The organism is Sphingomonas crocodyli, assembly GCF_004005865.1.
Lineage (GTDB): Bacteria > Pseudomonadota > Alphaproteobacteria > Sphingomonadales > Sphingomonadaceae > Rhizorhabdus > Rhizorhabdus crocodyli.
Window position 1 is genome coordinate 2,148,152 of record NZ_SACN01000001.1, and the last position, 26,070, is coordinate 2,174,221.

At 64.8% G+C, this 26,070-nt stretch carries 25 protein-coding genes and 1 tRNA gene; 6 read left to right on the forward strand and 20 right to left on the reverse strand.

Annotated elements, in window-relative coordinates; all coding sequences use genetic code 11:
* The first annotated feature begins 51 nt into the window (after positions 1 to 51).
* The 3 genes from EOD43_RS10355 to EOD43_RS10365 are packed head-to-tail and all read left to right on the forward strand — an operon-like array spanning position 52 to position 3,346.
* The gene (locus EOD43_RS10355; protein WP_127743510.1) at positions 52 to 1,230 is read left to right on the forward strand and encodes an acyl-CoA dehydrogenase family protein; all 1,179 of its coding nucleotides are present in this window, start codon (positions 52 to 54) and stop codon (positions 1,228 to 1,230) included.
* The gene (locus tag EOD43_RS10360) at positions 1,227 to 2,297 is read left to right on the forward strand and encodes a phosphotransferase (RefSeq protein WP_127743512.1); all 1,071 of its coding nucleotides are present in this window, start codon (positions 1,227 to 1,229) and stop codon (positions 2,295 to 2,297) included. The genes EOD43_RS10355 and EOD43_RS10360 overlap by 4 nt, the downstream gene beginning before the upstream one ends.
* On the forward strand, positions 2,297 to 3,346 hold the full coding sequence (locus tag EOD43_RS10365; protein WP_164857185.1) for an AbrB family transcriptional regulator: 1,050 nt from the start codon (positions 2,297 to 2,299) through the stop codon (positions 3,344 to 3,346). The genes EOD43_RS10360 and EOD43_RS10365 overlap by 1 nt, the downstream gene beginning before the upstream one ends.
* On the opposite strand, the gene EOD43_RS10370 is transcribed toward EOD43_RS10365, so the two are convergent.
* From EOD43_RS10370 to EOD43_RS10390, 5 genes are all read right to left on the reverse strand, one after another.
* Positions 3,343 to 3,774 carry a GlcG/HbpS family heme-binding protein gene (locus EOD43_RS10370; protein WP_127743516.1) on the reverse strand — a complete coding sequence of 144 codons (432 nt, stop codon included), beginning with the start codon at positions 3,772 to 3,774 and terminating at the stop codon, positions 3,343 to 3,345. The genes EOD43_RS10365 and EOD43_RS10370 overlap by 4 nt on opposite strands.
* A 9-nt stretch (positions 3,775 to 3,783) precedes the next feature.
* Positions 3,784 to 4,695, reverse strand: coding sequence for a hydroxymethylglutaryl-CoA lyase (locus EOD43_RS10375; RefSeq protein WP_127743518.1), 912 nt, complete (start codon positions 4,693 to 4,695; stop codon positions 3,784 to 3,786).
* Positions 4,696 to 4,845: 150 nt separating this feature from the next.
* Positions 4,846 to 5,562, reverse strand: a complete 717-nt coding sequence (locus EOD43_RS10380; RefSeq protein WP_206363516.1) for an energy transducer TonB — start codon at positions 5,560 to 5,562, stop codon at positions 4,846 to 4,848.
* A gap of 7 nt (positions 5,563 to 5,569) precedes the next feature.
* Positions 5,570 to 7,960: a TonB-dependent siderophore receptor gene (locus EOD43_RS10385; RefSeq protein WP_127743520.1), complete on the reverse strand. Its 2,391-nt coding sequence runs from the start codon at positions 7,958 to 7,960 to the stop codon at positions 5,570 to 5,572.
* Between the two features lie 103 nt (positions 7,961 to 8,063).
* Complete coding sequence (locus EOD43_RS10390) at positions 8,064 to 8,780, reverse strand: FecR family protein (RefSeq protein WP_127743522.1); 717 nt, start codon at positions 8,778 to 8,780, stop codon at positions 8,064 to 8,066.
* On the opposite strand from EOD43_RS10390, the gene EOD43_RS10395 reads away from it, so the two are divergent.
* On the forward strand, positions 8,779 to 10,902 hold the full coding sequence (locus tag EOD43_RS10395) for an FdhF/YdeP family oxidoreductase (protein WP_240653141.1): 2,124 nt from the start codon (positions 8,779 to 8,781) through the stop codon (positions 10,900 to 10,902). The two genes, EOD43_RS10390 and EOD43_RS10395, sit on opposite strands and share 2 nt — an antisense overlap.
* Positions 10,903 to 10,945: 43 nt before the next feature.
* On the opposite strand, the gene EOD43_RS10400 is transcribed toward EOD43_RS10395, so the two are convergent.
* The 8 genes from EOD43_RS10400 to EOD43_RS10435 all read right to left on the reverse strand — a co-directional run bounded on the left by EOD43_RS10400 (position 10,946) and on the right by EOD43_RS10435 (position 18,639).
* Positions 10,946 to 11,863, reverse strand: coding sequence for a cation diffusion facilitator family transporter (locus EOD43_RS10400; protein WP_164857186.1), 918 nt, complete (start codon positions 11,861 to 11,863; stop codon positions 10,946 to 10,948).
* Positions 11,864 to 12,009: 146 nt separating this feature from the next.
* On the reverse strand, positions 12,010 to 12,525 hold the full coding sequence (locus tag EOD43_RS10405) for a Dps family protein (protein ID WP_127743526.1): 516 nt from the start codon (positions 12,523 to 12,525) through the stop codon (positions 12,010 to 12,012).
* 363 nt (positions 12,526 to 12,888) lie between these two features.
* Positions 12,889 to 12,964, reverse strand: a tRNA-Lys gene (locus tag EOD43_RS10410).
* Positions 12,965 to 13,073: 109 nt separating this feature from the next.
* Entirely contained in the window at positions 13,074 to 14,174 is a 1,101-nt protein-coding gene (gene rodA, locus EOD43_RS10415; protein WP_127743528.1) for a rod shape-determining protein RodA, read from the reverse strand.
* Positions 14,171 to 16,186 (reverse strand): penicillin-binding protein 2, encoded by a 2,016-nt coding sequence (mrdA, locus tag EOD43_RS10420; protein WP_127743530.1) that lies wholly within the window; start codon positions 16,184 to 16,186, stop codon positions 14,171 to 14,173. The genes rodA and mrdA overlap by 4 nt, the downstream gene beginning before the upstream one ends.
* Complete coding sequence (locus EOD43_RS10425; RefSeq protein ID WP_127743532.1) at positions 16,183 to 16,692, reverse strand: rod shape-determining protein MreD; 510 nt, start codon at positions 16,690 to 16,692, stop codon at positions 16,183 to 16,185. Before EOD43_RS10425 ends, mrdA begins: the two co-directional genes overlap by 4 nt.
* 10 nt (positions 16,693 to 16,702) lie before the next feature.
* Positions 16,703 to 17,578, reverse strand: coding sequence for a rod shape-determining protein MreC (locus tag EOD43_RS10430; protein WP_127743534.1), 876 nt, complete (start codon positions 17,576 to 17,578; stop codon positions 16,703 to 16,705).
* 17 nt (positions 17,579 to 17,595) lie between these two features.
* A complete protein-coding gene (locus EOD43_RS10435) occupies positions 17,596 to 18,639 on the reverse strand; it encodes a rod shape-determining protein (RefSeq protein WP_127743536.1) in 1,044 nt (347 codons plus the stop codon).
* A gap of 114 nt (positions 18,640 to 18,753) precedes the next feature.
* On the opposite strand from EOD43_RS10435, the gene mutL reads away from it, so the two are divergent.
* A complete protein-coding gene (mutL, locus tag EOD43_RS10440; protein ID WP_127743538.1) occupies positions 18,754 to 20,553 on the forward strand; it encodes a DNA mismatch repair endonuclease MutL in 1,800 nt (599 codons plus the stop codon).
* Between the two features lie 17 nt (positions 20,554 to 20,570).
* Here mutL and EOD43_RS10445 read toward each other — a convergent pair whose 3' ends face one another.
* Genes EOD43_RS10445 through EOD43_RS10455 form a run of 3 tightly spaced genes read right to left on the reverse strand, consistent with a single transcriptional unit; the run spans position 20,571 to position 22,311 of the window.
* Positions 20,571 to 21,152: a permease gene (locus tag EOD43_RS10445; protein WP_127743540.1), complete on the reverse strand. Its 582-nt coding sequence runs from the start codon at positions 21,150 to 21,152 to the stop codon at positions 20,571 to 20,573.
* Between the two features lie 2 nt (positions 21,153 to 21,154).
* Entirely contained in the window at positions 21,155 to 21,679 is a 525-nt protein-coding gene (locus tag EOD43_RS10450) for a GNAT family N-acetyltransferase (RefSeq protein WP_127743542.1), read from the reverse strand.
* A complete protein-coding gene (locus EOD43_RS10455; protein WP_240653143.1) occupies positions 21,676 to 22,311 on the reverse strand; it encodes a DMP19 family protein in 636 nt (211 codons plus the stop codon). Before EOD43_RS10455 ends, EOD43_RS10450 begins: the two co-directional genes overlap by 4 nt.
* Positions 22,312 to 22,460: 149 nt before the next feature.
* Between EOD43_RS10455 and EOD43_RS10460 the strand changes: the two genes are divergently transcribed.
* On the forward strand, positions 22,461 to 22,727 hold the full coding sequence (locus EOD43_RS10460; protein ID WP_127743544.1) for a hypothetical protein: 267 nt from the start codon (positions 22,461 to 22,463) through the stop codon (positions 22,725 to 22,727).
* 55 nt (positions 22,728 to 22,782) lie between these two features.
* Here the strand turns inward: EOD43_RS10460 and EOD43_RS23635 are convergent, their stop codons facing one another.
* The 4 genes from EOD43_RS23635 to metG are packed head-to-tail and all read right to left on the reverse strand — an operon-like array spanning position 22,783 to position 26,046.
* The gene (locus tag EOD43_RS23635; RefSeq protein WP_164857187.1) at positions 22,783 to 22,956 is read right to left on the reverse strand and encodes a hypothetical protein; all 174 of its coding nucleotides are present in this window, start codon (positions 22,954 to 22,956) and stop codon (positions 22,783 to 22,785) included.
* Entirely contained in the window at positions 22,953 to 23,717 is a 765-nt protein-coding gene (locus tag EOD43_RS10465) for an MBL fold metallo-hydrolase (RefSeq protein WP_127743546.1), read from the reverse strand. Before EOD43_RS10465 ends, EOD43_RS23635 begins: the two co-directional genes overlap by 4 nt.
* On the reverse strand, positions 23,714 to 24,490 hold the full coding sequence (locus EOD43_RS10470) for a TatD family hydrolase (RefSeq protein WP_127743548.1): 777 nt from the start codon (positions 24,488 to 24,490) through the stop codon (positions 23,714 to 23,716). The genes EOD43_RS10465 and EOD43_RS10470 overlap by 4 nt, the downstream gene beginning before the upstream one ends.
* Positions 24,490 to 26,046: a methionine--tRNA ligase gene (gene metG, locus EOD43_RS10475; protein WP_127743550.1), complete on the reverse strand. Its 1,557-nt coding sequence runs from the start codon at positions 26,044 to 26,046 to the stop codon at positions 24,490 to 24,492. Before metG ends, EOD43_RS10470 begins: the two co-directional genes overlap by 1 nt.
* Positions 26,047 to 26,070 lie beyond the last annotated feature (24 nt).

Here is a 26,070-nt window from a genome sequence, read left to right on the forward strand (position 1 = left end):
CGATATCGGCCGATATCGTGAAAATACCGGGAAAAGGGGCAGGGCGGAACGATGAGTGGCGCACATGATGTGGATGTCGGCGCGCTGGCCGACCGGGTCGAAGCCTTCGTGCGCGACGTTGTCGTTCCCTATGAAAAGGATCCGCGCTGCGGCGCGCATGGCCCTGCGGAAGATCTGGTGGTCGAGTTGCGCCAGAAGGCGCGTGCCGCTGGCGTCCTCACACCGCACATCCTGCCCGATGGTGGGCACCTGACCCAACGCGAGACCGCGACGGTCCTGATCCGTTCGGGCTTGTCCCCGCTCGGCCCTACCGCGGTCAACACGATGGCGCCCGATGAGGGTAATATGTACCTGCTCGGCAAGGTCGGCACCGCCGAGCAGAAGGCGCACTTCCTCGATCCGCTGGTGTCGGGCGATGCGCGATCGGCCTTCTTCATGACCGAACCGGCGGCCGAGGGTGGTGCGGGTTCTGATCCCTCGATGATGCAGACGATCTGCCGGATGGACGGCAACCACTGGGTGATCAACGGGCGCAAGGCATTCATCACCGGCGCTGAGGGCGCGAAGGTCGGTATCGTGATGGCGAAGTCGGAGGAGACCGGCGGCGCGTGCATGTTCCTGGTCGATCTGCCGCATCCCGCGATCACCCTGGATCGCATCCTCGATACGATCGACTCGTCGATGCCCGGCGGCCATGCGGTCGCGACGATCAGCAATCTGCGCGTGCCGGCGGATCAGATGCTGGGCGAGGCGGGGGAGGGCTTCAAATATGCGCAAGTGCGGCTGAGCCCGGCGCGGCTTTCGCACTGCATGCGTTGGCTGGGCGCGTGCATTCGCGCGAACGAGATTGCGAGCGATTATGCCTGCCGCCGCATGGCGTTCGGCAAGCCGCTGATCGACCATGAGGGCGTCGGCTTCATGCTCGCCGAAAATCTGATCGACCTGCGCCAGGCCGAACAGATGATCTATTGGTGTGCGGACGTCCTGGACAGCGGATCGCTCGGCACGGTCGAAAGCTCGATGGCCAAGGTCGCGGTGTCGGAGGCGCTGATGCGGATCGCCGATCGCTGCGTGCAGGTGATGGGCGCGACCGGCGTTTCGGGCGATACGATCGTCGAGCAGGTATTCCGCGAAATCCGCGCCTTCCGCATCTATGACGGCCCCACCGAAGTCCACAAATGGAGCCTCGCCAAGAAGATCAAGCGCGACCACAAGGCCGCCAACGCATGAGCGCCAAGGCCGACGACAATGTTGGCGCGGGCGCGATCCGGGCCGATCACCGCTTCGACGAGGCGGCGCTGGCGCGCTGGATGGAGGCGAATGTCGACGGCTTTGCCGGGCCGCTGACGGTCGAGCAGTTCAAGGGCGGCCAATCCAATCCGACCTATAAGCTGATCACGCCCGGCCGGGCCTATGTGCTGCGCCGCAAGCCGCCGGGCCAGTTGCTGAAGGGCGCGCATGCGGTCGATCGCGAGGCGCGCGTCATCGCGGCGCTGGGCACGGCGGGTTTCCCGGTGCCGCGGATGTTCGGGCTGTGCACCGACGAAGCGGTGATCGGCACGTGGTTCTACGTGATGGAGATGGTCGAAGGGCGCATCTTCTGGGACGCGACGATACCCGAAGTTGGCAATGCGGAGCGCGCCGCCTTGTTCGACGCGATGAACGCGACGATCGCCGATCTCCACAAGGTCGATTATGCGGCGATCGGGCTGGGCGACTATGGCCGGCCGGGCAATTATTTCGCGCGGCAGATCGCGCGCTGGTCGCAGCAATATCTCGACGATGCCGAGGCGGGGCGCGATCCCAACATGGATCGACTGGTCGCCTGGTTGCCCGACAACATCCCGGCGGCGGACGAGACCGCGATCACGCATGGCGACTTCCGCATCGACAATATGATCTTCCACCCGACCGAGCCGCGCGTCATCGCCGTGCTCGATTGGGAATTGTCGACGCTGGGCCATCCCGGCGCCGACTTTGCTTATCATGCGATGATGTATCGGATGCCGCCGCATATCGTCGCGGGGCTGGGCGGGGCGGATATTGCGGCGCTCGGCATTCCGGACGAGGCCGATTATCTCGCGGCCTATTGCCGTCGCACCGGGCGGGACGCGATGCCCGAATATGACTTCTACGTCGCGTTCAACTTCTTCCGGCTCGCCGCGATCTTCCACGGGATCAAGGGCCGGGTGATCCGCGGCACCGCGTCCTCCGCACAGGCCAAGGAGCGCGTGGGCGTATTGCCCGAACTGACGGCGATCGCGTGGGAGCAGGCCGTCCGGGCCGGCGCGCGATAGTGGGGCATTACGGCCGGATCGCGGCGCTTCTGGTCGTATCTGCGCTGTTCGCGGCGCTCCTGGATGTGATCGGTCTTCCCGCGGCGCTCCTGCTGGGGCCGATGATCGCGGCGATCGTCTTCGCCTCGCGCGGGTGGGAGTGGGAACTTCCCAAGGCGCCCTATCAGATCGCACAGGCGGTGATCGGGCTGCTGGTCGCCAAGTCGCTCGATCCCGCCATCGTCGCGACGGCATGGCGGGCACCGTGGCTGTTCCTGTCGACGGCGCTGGTGACGGTGGCGATCGGGCTGTGCCTCGGTTGGTTGCTTGCGCGTCGCGGCATCCTGCCGGGTAAGACCGCGATCTGGGGTTCGATGCCCGGCGCTGCCGCCGCGATGACGCTGATGGCGCGTGAGGATGGCGCCGACTGGCAATTGGTGGCGACGATGATGTGGCTGCGGGTCATCATGGTCGCGGTGCTCGGATCGTCACTCGCCGCCTTGCTCGGGGCGCAGCATGGCAGCCATTTGGCCGGACAGGACTGGTTTCCGCCGATCGATATGCGCCATCTGGCTGAGACGGTGGTGATCGGCGTTGCGGGGCTTGCGATCGGTCGCGTCACGCGGCTGCCGGCGCCCGCCTTCACCGGCCCGCTCCTCGTCGCGATGGTCGCGGTCTATTTCGGCCTCGCCCGTCCGCAGCTTCCCGGTTGGCTGCTGGCGGCGTCGTATCTCAGCGTCGGATGGCAGATTGGGCTTGGCTTCACGCCTGAGATCACGCGCAAGGTCGCCCGGCTCGCGCCGCGCTTGCTGGTGTCGCTAGGGGGCATGATCCTCGCCTGCGCGCTTTACAGCCTCGTCCTCGCCCGCCTGTCGGGTCAGGATCTGATGACCGCCTATCTGGCGACCAGCCCCGGAGGGATCGATGCCGTCGCGATCATCGCGACGTCGGTCCATGTCGATGTGCCATTCGTGCTGGCGATGCAGCTTGTGCGCTTCATCGCCGTCATCATCATCGGGCCGCTGCTGGCTCGCGCTGTCGCGACGCGCATGACCGTCGCGGCGCCTTAGTCGACCGGATAGCCCAATTTGGTCAGCGCAGCGGTCGCGACCTCCATGTCCTGATGATAATGGCCGCCGCTGATGCCGATCCCGCCGATCACCGCGCCTTCGCTGCGGATCGGATAGCCGCCGCCGAAGGTGACGAGCCGGGGCGTGTGCACGATGCCGAGCGCGAGCGGAGCGTCATCCTTGATGAAATCGTGCCAGCTATGCGTGGGCATGCCGAAGCCGACAGCCGTATAGGCCTTGTTCGTCGCGATATCGATGCTGAGCAGCGGCGCGCCATCCATGCGCAGGAAGCCGACAAGGTTGCCGCCCACATCGCTGACCGCGATGCACATCGGCACGCCGGCCTTATCCGCCGCCTCGGCCGCCGCGGCGAGCAGCGCCTGTGCCGAATGCGCGGTGATGGTTAGGATGGTGCGGCCGTCGGTCATCGATAATCCTCAGATCGTGGGTTTGGGAAATCCGCCGGCGCGGCTGACGAGGCCCGGCAGATCGCGCTCCATCACGCCGCCAAGCCATGTCGCGGTCTCGATCAGGCGATCGAGCGAATAGCCGCTCTCGATCCCGGATCGATCGAGCATATAGGCCAGGTCTTCGGTCGCGATATTGCCGGTGGCGCGCGGTGCGAACGGGCAACCGCCGATGCCGCCGATCGAGCTGTCGAGCGTCGTCGTACCCGCTTCGATCGCGGCCCAGGCATTCGCGATCCCGGTCCCGCGGGTATTGTGGAGGTGGACGCGAACGGGCAGGGCGCCGATCGCCTCGCGTACGCGGCCGATCAATGCCGAAACCTGTGCGGGCACCGCGACGCCGATCGTATCGGCCAGCGCGATCTCGACCGGTCCGGCATCGGCCAGGCGACGGGCCATTTCGACGACATGCTCGCTATCGACCTCGCCTTCGAACGGACAGCCGAAGGCAGCGCCGATCGTGACCTGTGCGCGGCGCCCCTCCTGTCCGGCAAAGCTGATGATGTCGCGGGCGACATCGACGGACTCGTTCGATGTCTGCCCCTGATTGCGCTGCCCGAAGCTGTCGCTGGCGATGCAGACCGCGCCGATCTCCCCGATCGGTGTCTCCAGCGCGCGTAGCAATCCCTTCTTGTTCATCACCAGCCCGATGGTGACGACGTCGGACGGCAGGCGCAGCCGGGCGATCACTTCCTCGCTGCCCGCCATCTGCGGCACGCGATCGGCGCGAACGAAGCTGCCGACCTCGATCCGTCGCGCGCCGGCCGCCACCGCGCGCTCGATCAGTTCGATCTTCTCATCGACCGAAAAGGGACGCTTCTCGTTCTGGATTCCATCGCGGGGGGAAACCTCCACGATCTCGATGCTACTGTTTTGGATCATATGCTGCCACGCAATTTTGGATGCAATTACGCCTTAACAAGCATCATATTTCAGAAATTTTGGCCGATATGTCTAGAAATAGATTCTTGGTGCATGCATTTAGGGGAGGGCGGCGCCATCAAAAGTCCGCTCAGCTCGTAGTGCTTTCGATCAGAAGTAGAACTCAACCGGTACTACCAACTCGATCCGCTGGCCGGGCACATTATCGGGGGGAGCCGGCAGCGGCATCGCGCGGCCAGGTAAGGCGAGTGCCTCACGATCAAGCAAGGCGAAACCTGAGCTGCGTTCGAGGCCGACGTCGAGCACTTTGCCGCCACGGTCGATCACCAGGCGGATCATCGTCACCCCCTGCTGCCGCCGCGCCCGCGCTGAGGCCGGATAGGCTTTCACCGCGTTGAGCCGCCCGAGCACCCGCGCATGCCAGTCGGCGGACTGCTGGTCGTTCGGCGCAGGCTTGGTCGGCGGCGGAGCGGGCGGTTGGACGGGCGCTTGCGATGTCGAGCGGGCGGCGGGCACGGGAGGCTGCGGGATCGGGAGGTCGCCCGGTGCGACGTCTGTCGGTGCCGGGGCGACCTCGCTCAAGGGGGGATCGACCGGCGCCGGTTCGGGGGGAGCCGGCTCGGGCTCGCTGGCCGGTTCGACGGGGGACGTCACGTCGAACACTGCAAGGTCGGATGCGGGCGCGATCTGCACCAGCGCTGGCGTCCAGACCCACAGCGCGAGCGCGAGCGGGATCGACTGCACGGTGAGCGTGAGGGCCAGCGCCAGCCAGGACCGGCGCTGGGGCGCATAGGCGGTCGCCTCCGGCAGCGCATCGCCACCGGTCTCGTCCGCCTCTTGCGCCACCACGTTCCCATGCACGCCCATGCCGGGTTCAGAACCGCGCCCGAACCGTGCCCATCACGCGGCGCGGCGTGCCGGCATAGAGGTTGCTCTCGCTCTGTACGCCTTCGATGTAGAAGCGATCGGTCAGGTTCTGGGCGTTGACCGACGCCTCCCAATGCTCGTCGATGGCGTAGCGGATCGAGGCGTCGAACGTCTCGTAACCCTCGATCGTGAAGCTGTTGTCGAGATCGATCTGCCGCTTCGTGGCGACGCGGATGCCGCCGCCGACCGACAGGCCCTTCAACGTCCCGCTGCGCACGCTGTAGCTGGTCCACAGCCGCCCGCTCAATTCCGGCACGCCGGTCAGCCGGTTGCCGATCGCGAACACGTTGTCGCGCGTGATCTCGGTATCGAGATAGGCGGCGTTGGCGATGATGTTCCAGCCGGGCAGGATCTCGCCGGTCAGATCGAACTCGACGCCGCGCACCCGCTGCTCGCCGGTCAGGATCGAGAAGTCGGAATCGGTCGGATCGTCGGTCGCGACATTCTGCTTGGTGGTCTGGAACACCGCAGCGGTCAGCGACAGGGCGTCGGGGATGATATCGAGCTTCACGCCGCCTTCGAACTGTTCGCCTTTTTCCGGGGCCAGCGGGGTGCCGTCGATCAACTGGCCGGTCTGTGGAATGAAGCTGCGCGTATAGCTGGCATAGACCGAAATCGTGTTGGTCGGCTGATAGACCAGACCGGCGCGCCACGTCAGCGCATCATCGCTGGTGCGGATGATCTCATCGTTGAAGATGTCGTCCTGATGGCTCTTGGCCGTGTCGTAACGCAGGCCGAGCAGCGCCTTCCACTGTTCGCCCAGGCTGATCTGATCCTGAAGATAATAGCCCCAGTTGCGCGTTTCGCGGTCGTAACGCGCATTCTGCCGCGTCACCGGGATCGGCGTGGCGCCATAGACCGGGTTGTAGATGTCGATCGAGCCGATATTGGCGCGCGCCGAATTGAAGAAGAACTCGCCGCGATTATGCTCGACGCCCATCATGATGCGGTGTTCGATCCCGCCGGTGAAGGCATCGATCAGCCCTTCGAACCGCATGGTGAGATCCTCGGGCGCCTCGGTCCGGGTGGTCACGCGGCGGCGCAGGGTGCGGTTGTCGGCTTCCAGCCCCTGCAGATCGACGCCGTTGCTGTCGAACGACGTCGCATCGGTATAGCGCCCGGTGAAGCGCAGCATCAGCCAGGGAACGACCTGCCGTTGCGCGGCGAGGCCGAGAACCAGTTTGCGCGAGGCGTTCGTCGACCATTTTTCGCCGAGGAAGTTGCCGGCATCGCGCGGGTGATTGCCATTCTCGTCGGCATAGAGGCCGCGATCGAAGGGCTGCTTGCTGTCGAGATAGTCAGCGGTCAGATCGACGCGGGTCAGCGTATCGGGTTCCCAGCGCAGCGCCGCGGCACCGAAGGCGCGTTCGCTGTCGCGGGCCTCATCGCGAAAACCCCCGTCGGTCTGGAGTGCGCCGGTGACACGCGCCGTCAGCGTGCCGGATGCGTTGAGCGGCCCGCTGACCGACAATTCGCTGCGGTAGAAATCGAAGCTGCCCGCCTGGAACGATCCGTCGAGCGAGAATTGCTCCGTCGGTGCACGGGTAACGATGTTGATGACGCCGCCGGGATCGGTAAGGCCTACCATCACCGACGCCGGACCTTTGAGCACTTCGACGCGCTCGACATTGGCAAGGTCGAGAAAAGCCTCGGGCCGTTCCGCCGCATTGGTCAGCGGGAAGCCGTTGATCGCGTAGCGCGATGCCACGAAGCCGCGGATATTGTAGGTTTCGGCGCGGTTGCCGGCGGTGCCGTTCAACTGCACGCTCGACACGTTCTGGATCACATCGGTCAGGCGCACAGCCGCCTGATCCTCGATCACGGTGCGGGGGACGATCTGGATCGACTGCGGCACATCGCGGATCGCACTGTCGGTCCGCGTCGCTGTGGCGGTCAGCGCGGCGCGATAACCGGGGACCGGGCCAGTGGCGGTTTCGATCGGGCCAGCGGGGCCATTGCCCGCGCCCTGCACCCGGACCGGACCAAGCTGGACGGCGTTGCCGCCGGTACGCGGGATCGCCTGCAGCCGCACCGATGTGCCGCCGGTCGATCGATAGGTGAGGCCGGTTCCGCCCAACAGGCGGGACAGAGCCTCGCCCGTTGTCAGCGCCCCCGAAATGCCGGTGGAGGACCGCCCGGCGACGTCGGCCGGCTCATAACCGACCTGCACGCCCGACTGGCGCATGTAGAGCAACAGCGCGCTTTCCAGCGATTGAGCGGGAATGTCGAAACTGCGCTGCGCAGTGGCCTGGGCAAAAGCGGGGGTGGAAGCGATGGCGATGGCAGGGAGCGCCGCGCCGATGGTCAGGCGGGCGAGCAACGAACAGGAAAACGACATCGGATTGGAAACCCCTTAGGCGCTGTTGCGATGCATTCGCAGCATCTTGTCGATGCATTGACGGCTGCCGACCGTCTGCACCCAAGGGGGAGCGCGGATTTTTTTAGACGGCCCGTTTCGGGCGCAGGATCAGGACGCCGCCGGGCAGGCGCACCTGATCCAGTCCACGCATGACGATCAAGGTCGCCAGGGCATCTTCGGGCTGATCGGTGCGGAAGCTGCCGCTGACCGGCGCAGCGGCGGCGAAATCGCCCCACAGGAAGACGGGGGCCGATCGATAGCGTGCAATCGCATGGATCGCGGTGTCGAGCGGCATCGACCGCATCAGCAATTCGCCTCTGCGCCAGCCGGCGATATCGTCGCGATCGCCCGAAATCGGGATGGCCGCACGATCCCCCGCATAGCCGCCGCGATCGCCTGCGCGCAGGTCCAACGCCTTCCCCTGCCTGCCCGATACCCGGACGGCGCCTTCGGTTACGCCGACGCGCACCTGATCGCCCGTCGCATCAACTTCGAATGCCGTGCCGACATCCTCGGTCACGCCATCGCCCGCCGCCACGCGAAATGGGCGGGCGTCGCCATGACGGACCTGAAACCAGGCGCGGCCTTCCAGCAGGCGGACATGCCGTTCGCTTCCGTCATAATCGACCGCGATCGCGCTATCACTGTCGAGCATGGCCACCGATCCGTCGGCGAGTGCGACGCGACTAATCTCGCCATGCGGGCTGATATGATCGGCACGAAGACGCAGTATCGCCTGCGGCCCGACCAGCATCACGCAGGCCGCCGCCGCTACGGCAAGCGTCGCGACCTTCGGCATGGCCCATCGCCGTCCGGCGACGGGACGCGTCTCGACCCTATCGGAGGCGAAGGCATCTTCCAGAGCGGCGAGATCGCGCCAACTCTGTCGTTCGCGCCGAAAGGCCGTCTCATGTTCGGGGGCAGCCGCACGCCAATCCTGCAGCCGCGCGACCTGGACCTGGTCCGACTATGCGCTGGAGGAGGCGGGGCGGCTGACCCATCCGCTGCGCTACGACGCCGAGACCGATCATTTCGTGCCGATCGCATGGGACGAGGCCTTCGAGCGGGCAGGGGCCGCCCTGCGGTCGGTGGCCGATCCGAACCAGGTCGAGTTCTACACCTCGGGCCGCGCCTCCAACGAGGCAGCCTTCCTTTACCAGCTCTTCGCGCGCGAGTTTGGGACGAACAATTTCCCCGACTGCTCTAACATGTGCCACGAGGCGACCAGCGTCGGGCTGCCCAAGTCGATCGGGGTAGGCAAGGGCACGGTCACCCTCGAGGATTTCGACGAGACCGACGCGGTGTTCAGCTTCGGCCATAACCCGGGCACCAATCACCCGCGCATGCTCGGAACCCTCCGCGAGGTCTCGCGCCGGGGCAAGCCGATCATCGCGATCAACCCGCTGCGCGAGCGCGGACTGGAGCGCTTCCAGGACCCGCAGGCGCCAGTGGAGATGGTGACCTTGGGCGCGACGCCGATCTCGTCGGCCTATCACCTGATCAAGGTCGGCGGCGATCTGGCGCTGCTCAAGGGCATGATGAAGGCGCTGTTCGAGGCCGACGCGCTCGATATGGCCGCGGGCGGCGCCGGGCTGCTCGACCGCGAGTTCATCCACATGCACACCAGCGGCATCGATGCGCTCCGCGCCGATATCGACGCCACCGACTGGGATGCGATCTGTCGGGTTTCGGGCTTGTCGCGCGATGCCATCGAGAGCATCGCCCGGGGCTACTGGACCGCACCGCGCGCGATCTTCTGCTACGGCATGGGGATCACCCAGCATCGCCATGGCACCGAAACCGTCCAGCAGATGGCGAACCTGCTGTTGCTGCGCGGCAATTTCGGCCGCGAAGGGGCGGGGATCTGCCCGGTTCGGGGCCATTCGAACGTGCAAGGCGACCGCACCGTCGGCATCACCGAAATCCCGACCGAACATTTCCTCGAACGGCTCGACCGAGCCTTCGGTATCACAAGCCCGCGCGCGCATGGCCACAACGCCGTGGAGGCGATCGCCGCGATGCGCGATGGCACGGCGAAGGCCTTCATCGGCCTGGGCGGCAATCTGGCGGTGGCGATCAGCGACCCGCAGACCACCTTTCCGGCCTTCCGCAAGCTCGATCTCAGCGTCCAGATCGTCACCAAGCTCAACCGCACCTGCCTGCTCACCGCCCGGGAAAGCCTGGTCCTGCCCTGCCTCGGCCGTACCGAGATCGACGTGCAGGCGAGCGGACGCCAGGCGGTGACGGTCGAGGATTCGATGTCGGTGGTGCATGCCTCGCGCGGCATGCTCAAGCCCGTGTCGGACACGCTCCGGTCCGAACCCGCGATCGTCGCCGGCCTCGCCAGAGCCGCCGTGCCGAACAGCGTGGTGGCGTGGGACGAGCTGGTCGCCGATTATGACCGCATCCGCGACAAGATCGAGGAGGTCTTCCCCGACTTCTACGACTTCAACGAGCGGGTGCGGGTGAAGGGCGGCTTCCGCCTGCGGGTCGGCGCGTCGCAGCGGCAATGGGACACGCCCGATGGGCTGGCGCATTTCCTGGTCACCGAACTGCCGCTCGACGTCGAGCGCGAGGGCCATCCCTATCTGCTGACCACGATCCGCAGCCATGACCAGTACAACACCACCATCTACGGCCTGAACGACCGCTATCGCGGGATCACCGGCCGCCGCGACGTCGTCTTCCTCAACGCCGACGACCTGCGCGAGCTGGGTCTCGAGCATGGCGACCGGGTCGACATCGTCGCCGGAGAGCGCGAGCTACGGGGACAGACGGCAGTCGCCCACGACATAGCTCGAGGTTCGATCGCGGCTTATTATCCTGAAGCCAATGGGCTCATCGCGCTCGATGAGCACGACCACGCCAGCGGCACCCCGAGCTACAAATCGACGCCCGTCAGGGTACGGCGCGCCGCATGAAAGCGCGGTTTTAGGCTCATCTTCTGGCGCACCTTGATCAGGCTCACCATCCTCGCAGGCGACGCCGGCGGTCCGCCGTTTCGACGCTTTCCGGACGGACGAACAAGAAGCGGACATCGGGCCGGCAGCTCTTGACCGCCTGTTCAAGCTTGATCACCGCAGCCTCAACCTCGGCCGTATCCAGCCCAGGGCTGAAGCTGACGCTCAAGCCCACCAGCAGTTGTTCGGCGGCCAGATGGACCGTCAGACAACCATTGATGCTCCGGACCTCTTCCAGCCCCGTGGCCGCCCGCTTGATGTCGGCGACGGTATCCTCGGTCGCCGCCGCTCCGATCAAGAGGGACTTGCTCTGGCCAGCGAGGAGCAGCGCGGTCAGCCCCATCAGGACGGCGATCAGGATTGAGGCCAGACCATCGAGCACCGGCCGATGGAACGCGGCGCCCGACACCGTGCCGATCGTCGCGATCGCCAGGCCCAGCAGGCCGGCGAGGCTGGTGGCGAGGACGGTCAACGAGGTGACGTCGCGGACCTCCATCAGATAGCGCCGGATGCCATGGCGTAGCCGCATCAGCCGACTGGAGCGGATCGCATAGCAGGTTATGACGGCCTCGACCGCGAAGCTCGTGGCGAGCACCGCATAGTTGATCCATCCATCCTCGAGCGGACGCGGGTGGATGACCTGCCGCAGGGCATTGTGGAGCGTGACGCCGGCACCCAAAGCGAGCAGGACCAGCGCAGCGATAAAGTTCCAGAAGAAGATCTCGCGGCCAAAGCCAAGCTGATGCTCGACATTCGCCGGTCGCCGGGCGGCATAGAGCCCGTAGAGCAAGATCGCCTCGGTCGCGAGATCCATCACCGAATGCATGCCCTCGGCGAACATCGACGCGGATGCCGTCGCGGAGGCCGCCGTGAACTTGAGAAGCGCGATCGCGAGGTCGGTCCCCATGCCGAGCAGAACCAACTGGGCCCCTTTGTTCTGAACCGCACTCCGCACTGCCGGCTCTCCATGAAGGATGGGCGCCCCGCCAGCGGAGCGCCCATCGCCTGATCGTCATTCTGGTCGGTCGAAGCTCGCCCCCGATCGCCGATCGAGGGGCGTCCGCCGGTTTAGTAGTTCGAGCCGGGCCGGGCGTGCATCGCTTCGTTCAGGAACCAGGTGCGGCCTTCGCTCTCGTCGATCCAGACCTCGAGCAGGCTGGCGGTCGCCACATCGCCATATTCGTCGCACACCGCATGGACCTGGCGCATCGCAGCGGTCACGCGAACATTGTCGTCGCGCAGCTCGGCCAGCATGTCCTGCGGATCGACATAGGTCTCGCTATTGTCGGAGAGCCGCTGCAGCCGGGCGATGTCAGCGATCGAGCGGATCGCCGGCGCGCCGATCTTACGGGCGCGTTCGGCGAGTGGATCGGTCACCGCGAACAGCTGGGTGGCCTGCTCGTCAAGCAGCAGATGATAGTCCCGAAAATGCGGACCGCTCATATGCCAGTGGAAGTTCTTGGTCTTCACATAGAGCGCGAAGAAATCGGCGAGCAGCGCGCGCAGCGCGGCGCCGATGTCACGGGTCCCGGCTTCGGGAAGGTCGGTGAGGCCACCAGGCCGGACGATGACGAGCGGGTCCATGGGAGGTTCCTTTCGGTAGGCACGGCATATCCTTCCATGCGGGCGGTGCCGTCGTACCGATCTATAGCGCCAATCCCCACACCCTGATGTCATACGAAGGTGTGGCCCATCTGAGACATAAGGCTGTGACGCTCGCGACGGACAGAGGCGGAAATGCGTTTTTGTGCCGAGTACAGACCTGCTGATTCCCCAGCCACAGAAATTAGAGCAAGGACAACTCAGAGAGCCGAGTTGAACTTAACATGCTGAGGTATGGTGTGAATTTCTAAAACGAAGCGCCAAGAACAGCTGATTTTCTGGCACAAAACACCCCCAGCGTTTAGGGGCACTGGCTTGAGGCGCGCGCTAAGTGTATGAAAGGAATGGTGGACGCACTTGGGCTCGAACCAAGGACCCGCTGATTAAGAGTCAGCTGCTCTACCAACTGAGCTATGCGTCCACACCTTGGCCTCAGAGGGGAGGTTGGTGCCTCCCGCCGTGGGTGAGGCGCGCTGATAGTCGGGGCTGGGGCGGTTGTAAACCGTCAAATCGGAGATTTTTTAAAAAGCTCAATTTCGGCGTGCGGAACGGTCGATTGCCATGAGCAGTCCGAGGCAGATCAGGACCGTCATCATCGCCGATCCGCCGAAGGAAACCAGGGGCAGGGGGATGCCGACCACGGGGGCCATGCCCATCACCATCGACAGGTTGATCGCGACATAAAAGAAGATCGTCGTCGTCAGCCCGGCCGCCGTCAGGCGCGAGAATCGGGATCGCGCGCGGCCCGCCACACCCATGCCCCAGCGCAGGACGAGCAGATAGGCACCGATAATTCCACAGCCACCGATCAGCCCCCATTCCTCCGCCATCGTCGCGAAGACGAAGTCGGTATGGCGTTCGGGGAGGTAATCGAGGTGGCTCTGGGTCCCGCCCAGGAAGCCCTTGCCGAAAACGCCGCCGGATCCGATCGCGATCTTCGACTGGATGATGTGATAACCGGTGCCGAGCGGGTCGCTTTCGGGGTTGAGGAAGATTTCCACCCGGTCGCGCTGATATCCGTGCATCATCGACAGAGCGAGCGGGAGCGCCGCGGCGAGCGCCAGCCCGGCACCCACGAACAAACGCAGCGGGAGGCCGGCCAGGAAGGCGACGGTGATACCGCCCAGGCAGATCATAAGCGATGTGCCGAGATCGGGCTGGGCCATGACGAGAATCATGGGAAAACCGATCATCAGTGCCGGGATCCAGATCGCCGTCCAGCTGCGGATCGCGCTGGCCGGCAGCAGATCGTAGAAGCGCGCCACAGCCAGGACGATTGCGACCTTCATCAACTCCGAAGGCTGCAATCGGATGATGCCCAGATCGAGCCACCGTCGACTGCCGCCACGGACGAAGCCGAACAGTTCGACCGCCACGAGCATACCCAGCAGGATGACATAAGCGGGGATCGCGACCCCCTTCACGCCATCCTCGCCCACGCGGGACAATATGATCGCCAGGAACAGGAAGATGAGGAAGCGGGTTCCCTGAGACTGCGCCCAGGGTGTCATGCTGCCGCCCGCCGCCGAATAGAGGACGATCAGGCCGAAGCCGGCAATCGCGCAGACCATTGCCAGCATTCCCCACGGAATCTGGCGCAGCGGCTGCGGGACGAGCGAATCGCGGCTCATCGTTCGTCGTCCTGCGCATCGGCGCCCTCAGCCCCCTGCGGAGCGGGCGAGGGGGCTTGAGCGGGCGCTGGCTTGATGACGGGGGCAGGCGGGTCGTTGCGGTGATCCCAGCGCCACGCATCGGCCGCCATGCGCTGTTCGATCGTGCCGCCCCAGCCTTCCTCAAGCCCACGAAGCCGATCGAGCGCACGCTTGGGATCGTAGAGATAGGTGATCAGGTCACGCGCGATGACCGCGCCTGCCGTGCCGTGCAGGCCATGTTCGACGACGACGGACACCGCATAGCGCGGGTCGACGACCGGTGCGAAACCGATGAACAGGCCATGTTCGCGATATTTCCACGGCATGCCGTCGGTGCCGGTCATCCCCGCGCGGCGCATCGCCATCGAGATACGGCGCACCTGCGCGGTGCCTGTCTTGCCCGCGAGCAGTTCGCCGGTCGGCAGGTTGAGGCGCGCCCGTCCACCCGTGCCCCAAGGGCCATTGACCACACCGGACATCCCCGCGCGCACGATCTCGAGATTGCGCGGATCGACATCGAGTGCGCCGCCCTGCTCGGGATAGCGCTTGTTGACGATTAGGCGAGGCGACAGCGAGGTGCCGCTCGCGATCCGGGCCGCCATCACCGCGAGTTGGAGCGGATTGGCGAGCATATAGCCCTGTCCGATCGTCGAATTGAGCGTATCGGCTGTGGTCCAGCGCTGCTTGTACTTGCGCAGCTTCCATTCGGTATCGGGCACGGTGCCATAACGCTGCGACGGCATGGGCAGCACGAATTCCTCGCCCATGCCCAGCATCCGCGCCGTCGCCGCGATCCGATCGATCCCGACGAGCCGCGCCATCGTGTAGAAATAGATGTCGCAGCTGGCCGCAATCGCGTGCGCCATGTTCACCGAACCATGCCCGCTATGCTTGTGGCAGTGGAAATAGCTGTTCCCGAGCCGGTAGCGACCTGTGCAAACAACTGTCTGGTTCGGATCGACGCCGGCCTCGAGCAAGGCCAGCGATACCATTGGCTTGACGGTGGAGCCGGGCGGATACAGCCCCTGCATCACCTTGTTGGTCAGCGGCAGATGATCGTTCGACGACATCATGTCCCATTCGCGATGGCTGATGCCGTCCGAAAAGCCGTTGGGATCATAAGCCGGCATCGATGCCATCGCGAGGATACCGCCGGTATGCGTATCGATCACGACCGCCGACGCGCTTTCGGGGCCGAGCCGGCGCGCGGCATAAGCCTGGAGCCCAGCGTCGATCGTGAGCTGGAGCGCGTTGCCGACGACCTCGGGCCGGGTGGTGAGTTCGCGCACCACCTTGCCGCGCGCTGTCACTTCACTGCGCTTGGCACCCGGCTTACCGCGAAGCCAGGGTTCCATTGTTCTTTCAAGACCTTCCTTGCCGATCTTGAAACCCGGCGTGATCAGCAACGGATCGCGGGTGCGATCATAATCGGCGGCCGATGCCGGGCCGACATAGCCGACCAGATGGGCGACCGCAGGGCCGGCGGGGTAGTAACGGCCATAGCCGCTCGACGGCGCAACACCGGGCAGCGAGGATTGACGCACGCTGACCGCCGCGAAGCGTTCATAGGGGATATTATCGGCGACGCTGACCGGCTGATAACCCCGCGCCTTGCCCAGATCCTCGCGGATCCGATCGAGATCCTCGGCGGTGAGCGCGAGCAGCTGCTGGAGCGTGCCCAAAGTCGCGGCGGGATTGCGCAGCTGATCGGGGATGATGTCGACGCGAAAGACGGTGCGGTTGATCGCGATCGGCTTGCCGGCGCGGTCGATGATCCAGCCCCGGCGCGGCGGCACCAAGGTCATCTGGACGCGATTATTCTCGGCCAGCGTCGAATAACGCTCATTCTGCGCGATCGCGAGCCAGCCCATGCGGCCCGCCAGCAGCCCGCCAAAGCCGACCTGCGCGGCACCGAGGACAAAAGCGCGCCGTTGAAAGCTGAACGCCTGAAGCTGTTCGGTGACGATCCGGGTGGTGCGCCCGAACTTCATCGGGCCAGACGCCATCGGTCGAGCGCGGCGACCAGACGCACCAAAGCGGGGAAAACGAGCACCGACAAAACCGCCTGCGGCATCGCCACGACCACCGAACCATAAGCGACATAGCTGCGCGACACCGCCCATCCGCCCATGACCGCAAACAATATGGTCAGCGCGGCGAGCGCCCATTCCATCCAAAAATCACGCCACAGCAGATGATGGTCGATCCAGTCAAAGATCAGCGACGCCACCGTCCAGATCGCCATCGAGGTGCCAAGCATCTGCCCGGACAGAAGATCGTCGAACAGCCCGAGCGGCAACGCGACCCAGGCGGGCCACATTTCGGGTCGCAGCAGGCGCCAGGCGAGCAGCATCAGCAGGCCGAAAGGGGGCATGGACGGCCCGACCGCGACCACCGGCAGCAGAACGACCGCCGATCCCGCCATCGTCGACAGCGCGGGCACGAGCCGGGCCTTGAGCGGCAGCCAGACGGGCAGGGGGCGGGGGACGGCGATCATAGCCCAGTTATCACGGTTTCGGCTGCGATGGAGCAGCATCCGATGGCGCCTGATAGATCGGATAGACCAGCGCCATGCCGATCCGGGCGGGATCGGCCAGCGGCAGGGCGACAGCACGATCGCCCGTGACCGACACGACGACGGCAACCGGCACATTCGGCGTATAGACCCCGCCGACGCCCGAGGTCAGCGCCAGATCGCCCCGACGGAACGGGCGGCCGCCTGCGATCAGCCCGCGTATCTCGACGCTGCCATCGCCTCGGCCTGTAACAAGCGCCGCGACGCCGTTGCGCGCCATCCGCACCGGCACGGCACTTTCGCCATCGGTGAGAAGCAGGACGCGCGACGCGATCATCCCGGTTTCGAACACGCGGCCGATCAGTCCTTCGGGGGCGCGCACCGCCATGCCGGGGCGCACCCCGTCGCTGCTGCCGGCGGCGAGCGTCACGAAACGGCGCGCCGCGGTGGGCGTCGATCCGACGATCCGCGCGCTGAGCAGCGGGCGCGGAAGATGCTCGACAAGCAGCGCCATCCGCTTGAGGCGAGCATTCTCAAGGGCAAGCGCCTGCGCGCCGATACGGGCACGCTCGCTGGCTTCCAGGCGGCGCTTCAGAGCGCGATTTTGCGCGGCGGCATCGAAATAGGCGTCGATCTCGGCACTGATGTCCGCGGCGCCGCGTACGATCGCGCGCGGCGGGCCGCTGATCAGGCTACCCGCATCGATCGCGACGCCGCGCAGCGTCGCAAAGGCGCGCGGATCGAGATGCGCGATGGCCAGCAACGCCACCGCGACCATCACGCCCACGACCGCCAGCACATAGCCGGCGAACAGGCTGTACTGGACGCGGCGCGAAAAGCCTCGACGCCGGTGCCGGGGCGCCGCCATCGCCGCTCAGCGCCTCGTCAGGCGGTCTGGAGCACGCCGCGGAAGACGGTGTCTTCCAGCGCGCGACCGGTGCCCAACGCAACGCAGGTCAGCGGATCGTCGGCGATCGAGACCGGCAGGCCGGTCGCCTCGCGCAGCACTTCGTCGATCCCCTGCAGCAGCGCGCCGCCGCCGGTGAGGACGATGCCCTGATCGACGATGTCGGCCGCGAGTTCGGGCTGCGTGTTTTCCAGCGCGATGCGCACGCCTTCGACGATCGCGGAGACCGGCTCGGTCAGTGCCTCGGCGATCTGCGCCTGGGTGATCGCGATCTCCTTCGGCACGCCGTTGACGAGATCGCGGCCCTTGATCTGGATCGTCTGGCCCTTGCCATCGGCCGGCATCTTGGCGACGCCGACTTCCTGCTTGATCCGCTCGGCCGTGGCTTCGCCGATCAGGAGGTTGTGATTGCGGCGGACGTAGGAACTGATCGCTTCGTCCATCTTGTCGCCGCCGACGCGGACCGACGTGGTGTAGGCGAGGCCGCGCAGCGAGAGGACCGCGACTTCGGTGGTGCCACCGCCGATATCGACGACCATCGATCCGACCGGCTCGGTCACAGGCATGCCGGCGCCGATCGCAGCGGCCATAGGCTCCTCGATCAGCCACACTTGCGAAGCGCCGGCGTTCGACGCGGCGTCACGGATCGCGCGGCGCTCGACCGAGGTCGAACCCGAAGGCACGCAGATCACGATTTCCGGGAAGCGCCACGGGCGCGCCTTGCCGCCATGCACCTTATGGATGAAGTGCTTGATCATCTGTTCGGCGACGTCGATGTCCGCGATAACGCCGTCGCGTAGCGGGCGGATCGCCTCGATCTGATGCGGGGTCTTGCCCATCATCAGCTTGGCGTCATCGCCGACGGCCTTGACGCGCTTGACGCCGTTGATCGTTTCGATCGCGACGACCGACGGTTCGTTGAGCACAATCCCGCGTCCGCGCAGATAGACAACGGTGTTCGCGGTGCCGAGATCGATCGCCATATCGTGCGACATGAATTTGAAGAGGCGCTGAAAAAGCATTCGTCCGTCCGTATGATGGGCGTGTCGGGCGTGGCCGCCGCCCCGAAACAATCGGCTTTTTGAAGGCCGGAAACGAGGATGCGGAAAGGCGCCGCTTGGGCTAGAGCAACCCCCATGTCAATACGCCGCCTGCCAGAGCATCTCGTGAATCGCATCGCTGCCGGTGAAGTGGTCGAAAGGCCCGCCAGCGCGCTGAAGGAACTGGTCGAAAATGCGATCGACGCCGGTGCCACCCGCATATCGATTGCGCTGAGCGAAGGCGGGCTCGCCGCGATCGAGGTGATCGACGACGGATGCGGCATGGCGCCGGCCGATATCGCGCTGGCTCTGGAACGCCACGCCACGTCGAAACTGCCCGACGAGGCGATCGAGGCGGTAACGACTCTGGGTTTTCGGGGCGAGGCTTTGCCGTCGATCGCGAGCGTCGCCGAATTGACGATCGAAAGCCGAGTGCGCGGCGCCGATGGATGGCTGCGCCGGGTCGATCATGGCGCGGTGGCGGGGGAGGGGCCGGCCGCCCTGCCGCCCGGCACGCGGATCAAGGTCGCCCAACTGTTCGCCAAGGTCCCCGCGCGGCGCAAATTCCTGCGATCCGCGCGCGCCGAATATGCGGCCTGCGTCGATGCGGTGAAGCGGCTCGCAATGGCGCGCCCCGATATCGGCTTCACACTGGAGCATGATGGCCGCCGCGCGTTCAGCGTGCCGCCGGGCGAGGAGCGCGCGCAGCGGGTCGCGGCACTCACCGACCGCGAACTCGCGGGAAACAGCGTTGCGGTCGATTATGGGCGCGAAGGCATCTCGCTGACCGGGGTTGCCGGCCTGCCGACCTTCAATCGCGGTGTCGCCGACCATCAATATCTGTTCGTCAACGGCCGCCCGGTGAAGGACCGATTGCTGATCGGTGCGGTGCGCGGCGCCTATCAGGACATGCTGGCGCGCGATCGGCATCCGGTGGTGGCTTTGTTCGTCGAGCTTCCGGGCGATCTGGTCGACGTCAATGTCCATCCGGCCAAGACCGAGGTGCGCTTCCGCGATCCGGGGCTGATCCGCGGGATGATCGTCGGCGGGCTGCGCGCGGCGCTTGACGAGGCGGGGCATCGCAGCGCGCACCGCGCATCGGTGGCGTCACTCGGCAATTGGGAAAGCGGATCGAGCTTCGCGCCCCCGCCATCGGCCCCATCCTGGCCATCGCGCTCCCCCGGATTCGCCTATCCGATGCCGGCGGGCGGCGGGGAAGGGGGGCAGGGTTCGGTATGGGACAGCGCCCCCGCCTTCGCGCCGATGCCGATGGGCAAGGCCGAGCCGGCCGAAGCCGCGCCGCCAACGCCGGTTCATTATCCTCTGGGCATTGCGCGCGGGCAGATCGCGGCGACCTATATCGTCGCCGAGACCGAGGACGGACTCGTCATCGTCGATCAGCATGCCGCGCACGAACGGCTCGTGCTCGAACGGATGAAGCGCGCGATGGCCGAGGGCGGTGCGCGGGCACAGGCGCTGCTGCTTCCCGAAGTCGTCGAACTCGACGAGGTCGCGTGCGACCGGATCGAGGCGCGGGTTGGCGAACTCGCCGAAATGGGGTTGGAACTGGAACGCTTCGGCCCCGCCGCCATCCTCGTCCGCGCGACGCCGGCCTTGCTTGGGCAGGGCGACGTGCGTGGGCTGGTGGTCGATCTGGCCGACGAACTCGCGGCCTATGATCAGGCTTTGTCGCTCAAGGAACGGCTCGATCATGTCGCGGCAACGATGGCGTGCCACGGATCGGTACGGGCAGGGCGGACCCTGTCGGTCGTCGAGATGAACGCGCTGCTCCGCGAAATGGAGGTCACGCCGCATTCGGGCCAGTGCAACCACGGCCGCCCGACCTGGATCAAGCTGGGGCATGGCGAGATCGAGAAACTGTTCGGGCGGAAATAGTTAGCGGGCGAGGGCGATCATACCGCGCGGTCGAACATGTCCTGCACCGCCCCGATATCGCCGGCGGTGTAGGTGACCGGCCCCTTAGTCGCGGCGCCTGCGGCGTAGAGGAAGAAGGGGGTGCCGAAGCCGCCGCCCTCGATCAGTTCCTCGGCGATATGGCGGCCGGCCATCAGCACCTGATCGGGCAGGTCGGGGCTGTCCGATGCGGTCATCGGCACCGGTTTGCCCATCATATAGGCGTCGAGATCGGCGAAACTCGTCTCGCGGCGATAGAGCCAGTTCAACTCGCGGTTATCGTCGCCGGGCCAAGGATAGACGATGAAGCGCATCTCGAGCTTCGAAAAGCCCGACCGATAGGCGCGATGGACCGATTTGCAGATCGCGCAGCTCTTGTTGGTGAACATAAAGCAGATGTCGCGCGCATCGGCATCGCGTACCGGCTCGCGCACATTGGGCAGCGACATGAACAGAGGCCAAAACATGTCGAGCTGCTTCTGGAAGACGTCGTTCGGCTCGGCGAGCGTCAGCGCCGAAGCGGGACGCGCCAGCGCGAGTGCGGGCAACAAGGCGAGAAGCTGACGTCGATCGAAGCGCATCTTCACGGCATCGCACGAATATCGCGTGCCATCCAGCGGGCATCGGCGCCGTAGGAGGCGACTTTCGCGGCGAGCGCGGGCGAACATTGCTCCTCGACGAAGCCCAGCGTCTTCCAATAGCCCGCGGCACCCTCGACAGCGATCAGTTCGGCGCGGGGCAGACCGGCCGCAACTGCCAGTTCGAACGCCCGGTCGATCAGCTGGCGACCGACACCCGAACCGCGTCCGGCGGCGGAAACGCACAGATCGTGGATGAACAAAACGTCGTGACCGGCATCATCGGGGTTCAGGACATAGCCGACCGGGAATGGCGAACGCGCGGCCGATCCATGCGCGATGAGGTAAGCGATCAATCGGTTCGATCGGAACGCTGCCAGGCAAAAGTTGCTTGGCAGCGCCATGCGGCTCGCGAAGGCGATCGCGTCTTCACAAAGGAACGCAGGATAACTTTTGTTTTGGAGTGCCAGCGCGGCATCGAGATCGCTTTGGTCGAGAGGGCGTATGACGAACTCTAGATTTTTCGTCATTCGAAACTCAAAAATGGCACGACTAGTCCATGCTTTACTTCATAGGCCTCGAGAAGGTCTGCAATATCCTTGGAACTTTTATAAAAACGTTGGTCGAGCTGATCGAGGTGTTCGTCGACTCCTGCGTCGAGGATATGCTCGATATCTGTTTCTTCATGATTTTTCATGTACATAATGCCCCAGCGAGCTTGCTGGCTATCAGGCGGGCCGTCCGCACCGAACAATATGCTCGCAGCTTCCACGAGAATCTCTAAAGAACCCTCTGCGCCTAAATCTCTCAAGCCCATAACTGCATAAGCATAATAATTGGCCGAGCTATTGGAAAAATATTGCTCAAATCCACCATTATACAGTTCGTTTTCGAACAGGGTGACAGAGAAGTATATCTTCTCCTCCTTTGACCAACTCGATAAAGAGGGATCATTGGACCAGCGTTTTACAAGAGACAGCCACAGTTCGTGGTGAGGATCATATTCTTTCGATTTCTGCAGGGCGGCGCGTGATGCCTCCATGCTCTTCCTGATGCCTTGCTTACAAGCCATGCAAACGCCGCCGGTACTCTCAGCGGTGACTGGTAATATCAATGCGCCACAGGTGGTGCAGGGTATTTTTCTCATGTTCAGTTTGTGCATCTGCACTTATCGAAGAGCAAGTGAGGTGGCCACATCGGGAGCAGTCTTCCTTGTGCAAGATCATGATGCGATAATATATATTATGTTAAATGTTGATATGGCCAGATCGTTCAGCAGGCTGAAAGCCGCTGGTCGATATCGGCGCCCTCATGCGGCGCGAACATCTTCTGGGCCTTCTCATCCTCTCTCAGGCCGCGGTTGCGCGTGCTGAGGATTCTGCGCATCGAGCCGATCGTCTCCGCACCGAGCAACTCAACCGTCGCGCGCTTGCGGCAACCGAACGGCGTGACAATGGCAATGCGCGGGTTCGTCGTTCGAACGAGGCCGCAATGAATGACTATCAGCGCCGGCTCGCCGCGTGGCGCAAGCGCTACGACGCCTGTGTCGACGGTGATTACTCAGCCTGCGACCGGTAGTTCCTGACGACGCGATTTCCGAGCCGGCAGACATTCTGTCTGTCTCGAAATCGCTCTAGCGCCCGTAAATCAGCCAGATCGCGGCCGTGACGACCGCGACGATCAACACCCACAAACCAGCCATTTTCATATAGCTGCCGCCTGGCACACGGCGTGCGATCAGGCTGTTGAGGACGAGCAGCAGCACGAGTGATACGAAGACCGTGCTGGCGATCTGATCTCCGCTCATAAGGCGATCTCCTGTCCGTCATAGCCCGGCTCGACCCCCGACGGCAGCGTCGGCGCGAGGGTCGCGAAGTCCATCGACTGATCCATGTGCGTCAGGATCGCCCTGCCCGGTTTCGCCTGCGCAATCGCATCCAGCGACAATTGCAGATGCGCGTGGGTGGGGTGCGGCCGGGCACGCAGCGCGTCGATCACCCAGATGCCGACACCTGCGAACAATTCCAACATTTCATGCGTAACAGCATGAAAATCCGTCGAATATCCGATGGATTTTCCGCCTCGATCGAAGCGATATCCCGCGCTGAAGATATCGCCGTGGGGCTGTGCGACGTGGCGGATGCGGACGTCGCCCAGCGTCAGATCGTCGGGCAGATCATGGCCCTCGATCGTCGGCGGATAGCCGTCCCGCCCGAAAAAGGCATAAGCGAAGCGTTCGCGCAGCTGCGCCATCGTCTGCGCGAAGCCGTAGCCCGGAACCGGCGTGCCGCGAACATGGAACAGCTGCCGGATATCGTCGATGCCGTGGCAATGATCGGCGTGATCGTGGGTCCACAGCACCGCGTCGATGCTGCCGATATCGGCATCCAGAAGCTGTTGGCGCATGTCGGGCGAGGTATCGACCAGGATCCGGACGGCGTCGGTTTCGACCGCGATCGAGGCGCGCGAACGGCGGTTACGCCGATCGTTAGGGTCGCAAGCACCCCAGTCATTCCCGATCCTCGGCACGCCGGACGAAGTGCCGCAGCCGAGGATGCGCAGCTTCATGCGGCCGCCTTATGGAAAAGGCGGAAGAAATTGGCGCTGGTCTGCGCCGCCAGATCCTCGATCGGCCAGCTCAACTCGACCGAGAGCGCGCGCGCCGTATCGGTGACGAAGGCCGGCTCGCACGGCTTGCCCCGATGCGGAACGGGCGCGAGGAAAGGCGAATCCGTTTCGATCAGCAGCCGATCACGCGGGATTAGATGCGCCGTTGCGCGCAGGTCGGCCGCATTCTTGAACGTCACGATCCCCGACAGCGAAATGTAGAAACCGAGATCGATCATGTCCTTCGCGAGCGCTGCGCTGGCGGTGAAGCAGTGGATGACGCCGGTGAAGGCCCCCTTCCCCATTTCGTCGCGCAGGATATCGCTGGTGTCGTCCTCCGCCTCGCGGGTGTGGACGATCAGCGGCAGGCCAGTTTCGCGCGCGGCGGCGATGTGACGGCGGAAACTCGCCCGCTGCCGATCGCGATCGGACTTGTCGTAGAAGAAATCGAGCCCGGTCTCGCCGATTCCGACGATGCGCGGATGCGCCGCCTTTTCGACCAGAAGCGCGGTCTCGATATCCTCATGCGTGTCCGCGTCGTGCGGGTGGATGCCGATGCTCGCCCAGACATCCGGCTCGCGCTCGGCCACCGCGAGCACCGCATCCCACTCCGCCGCGCGGGTCGAGATGTTGAGCATCGTCGAAACACCCGCCGCCCGCGCCTTCGCCAGCACCTCGTCCTGTCGTTCGGCAAGGCCGGCATAGTTGAGGTGGCAATGGCTATCGACGAACATCAGTCGGCGGCTTCGAGTTCGAGGCGCGGGAACAGGCCGCTCGGCTGCGCCAGCGTGAAGCCCGACGCGCGCAGTTCGTCATACCAGCCCTGCCGCTCGAGCGCGGCGAAATCGCGCGCATCGGCGGCGATCCCCATCTGGTCGAGCAGCTTGCCCGCCGAGGTCGGAATGATCGGGCTGATCGCGATGGCGAGATCGCGGATCGCCTGGAACAGCACACCCAGGACGGTCTTCATCCGCTCCGGATCGGTCTTGCGCAGCGTCCACGGCGCCTGCGCGTCGACATACTGGTTGCAGGCGAACACCGCCTTCATCCAGGCTTCGATGCCCGTCGAGAACGCGAATTGTTCGAACGCGCGCGGCAGTTCGTCGAGGCAGGCGCCGGCCACCGCACGGACCAGCGCCGCGTCATCCTCGTTGCGATCGACCGCCGGAAGCTCACCATTCAGATTCTTGAAGATCATCGACAGCGTTCGCTGCGCAAGATTGCCGAAGCTGTTGGCGAGTTCGGAATTCGACCGATTTACAATCGCTTCATGGCTATAGCTTCCATCCTGTCCGAAGCTGACCTCGCGCAGTAGGAAATAGCGGAGCTGATCGACGCCATAGCTGTCGGCCATCGCGATCGGATCGACGACATTGCCGACCGACTTCGACATCTTCTCGCCCCGGTTGAGCAGGAAGCCGTGGCCGAAAACCTGCTTCGGCAGTGCGATCTTCGCCGACATCAGGAAGGCCGGCCAATAGACCGTGTGGAAGCGGACGATGTCCTTGCCGATGATATGGACGTTCGCCGGCCAGAACTTGTCCCACAGATCGCCGCCGTTCGGATAGCCTAGACCGGTGATATAGTTGGTCAGCGCGTCGACCCACACATACATAACGTGGCCGGGCGATCCGGGCACCGGCACACCCCAATCAAAGCTGGTGCGCGATACCGACAGATCGTTGAGCCCGCCGGACACGAAGCTGACGATCTCGTTGCGGCGGCTTTCGGGACGAATGAAATCGGGCTGGTCGCGATAGAGCGCCAGCAGCGGCTCCTGATATTTCGACAAGCGGAAGAACCAGCTTTCCTCGACGGTCCATTCGACGGGCGTGCCCTGCGGTGAGAGCTTGACGCCCCCTTCCCCGTCGATCAGCTCCTTTTCGTCGTAAAAGGCTTCGTCGCGGACCGAATACCAGCCCTCGTAGCGATCGAGATAGAGGTCACCATTGGCCTCCATCGCCTTCCAGATCGACTGGCTAGCCGCGTAATGATCCTCGTCGCTGGTGCGGATGAAGCGATCACAGCTGATGTCCAGCTTGTTCGCCATTTCCTTGAAATAGCCTGACATCTCGTCGGCTAGCTGGCGCGGCGTGAGATCGCGCGCGCGCGCCGCCTGCGCCATCTTCAGGCCATGCTCGTCGGTGCCCGTCTGGAAGCGGACATCGCGGCCCATCAGCCGCTGGAAACGCGCGATCGCATCGGCGGCGATCGCCTCATAAGCGTGGCCGATATGCGGGCGACCATTGGGGTAGCTGATCGCGGTGGTGACGTAGAAAGGTTCGGACATGGCCGAGGCTTTAGGAGCGCCTCG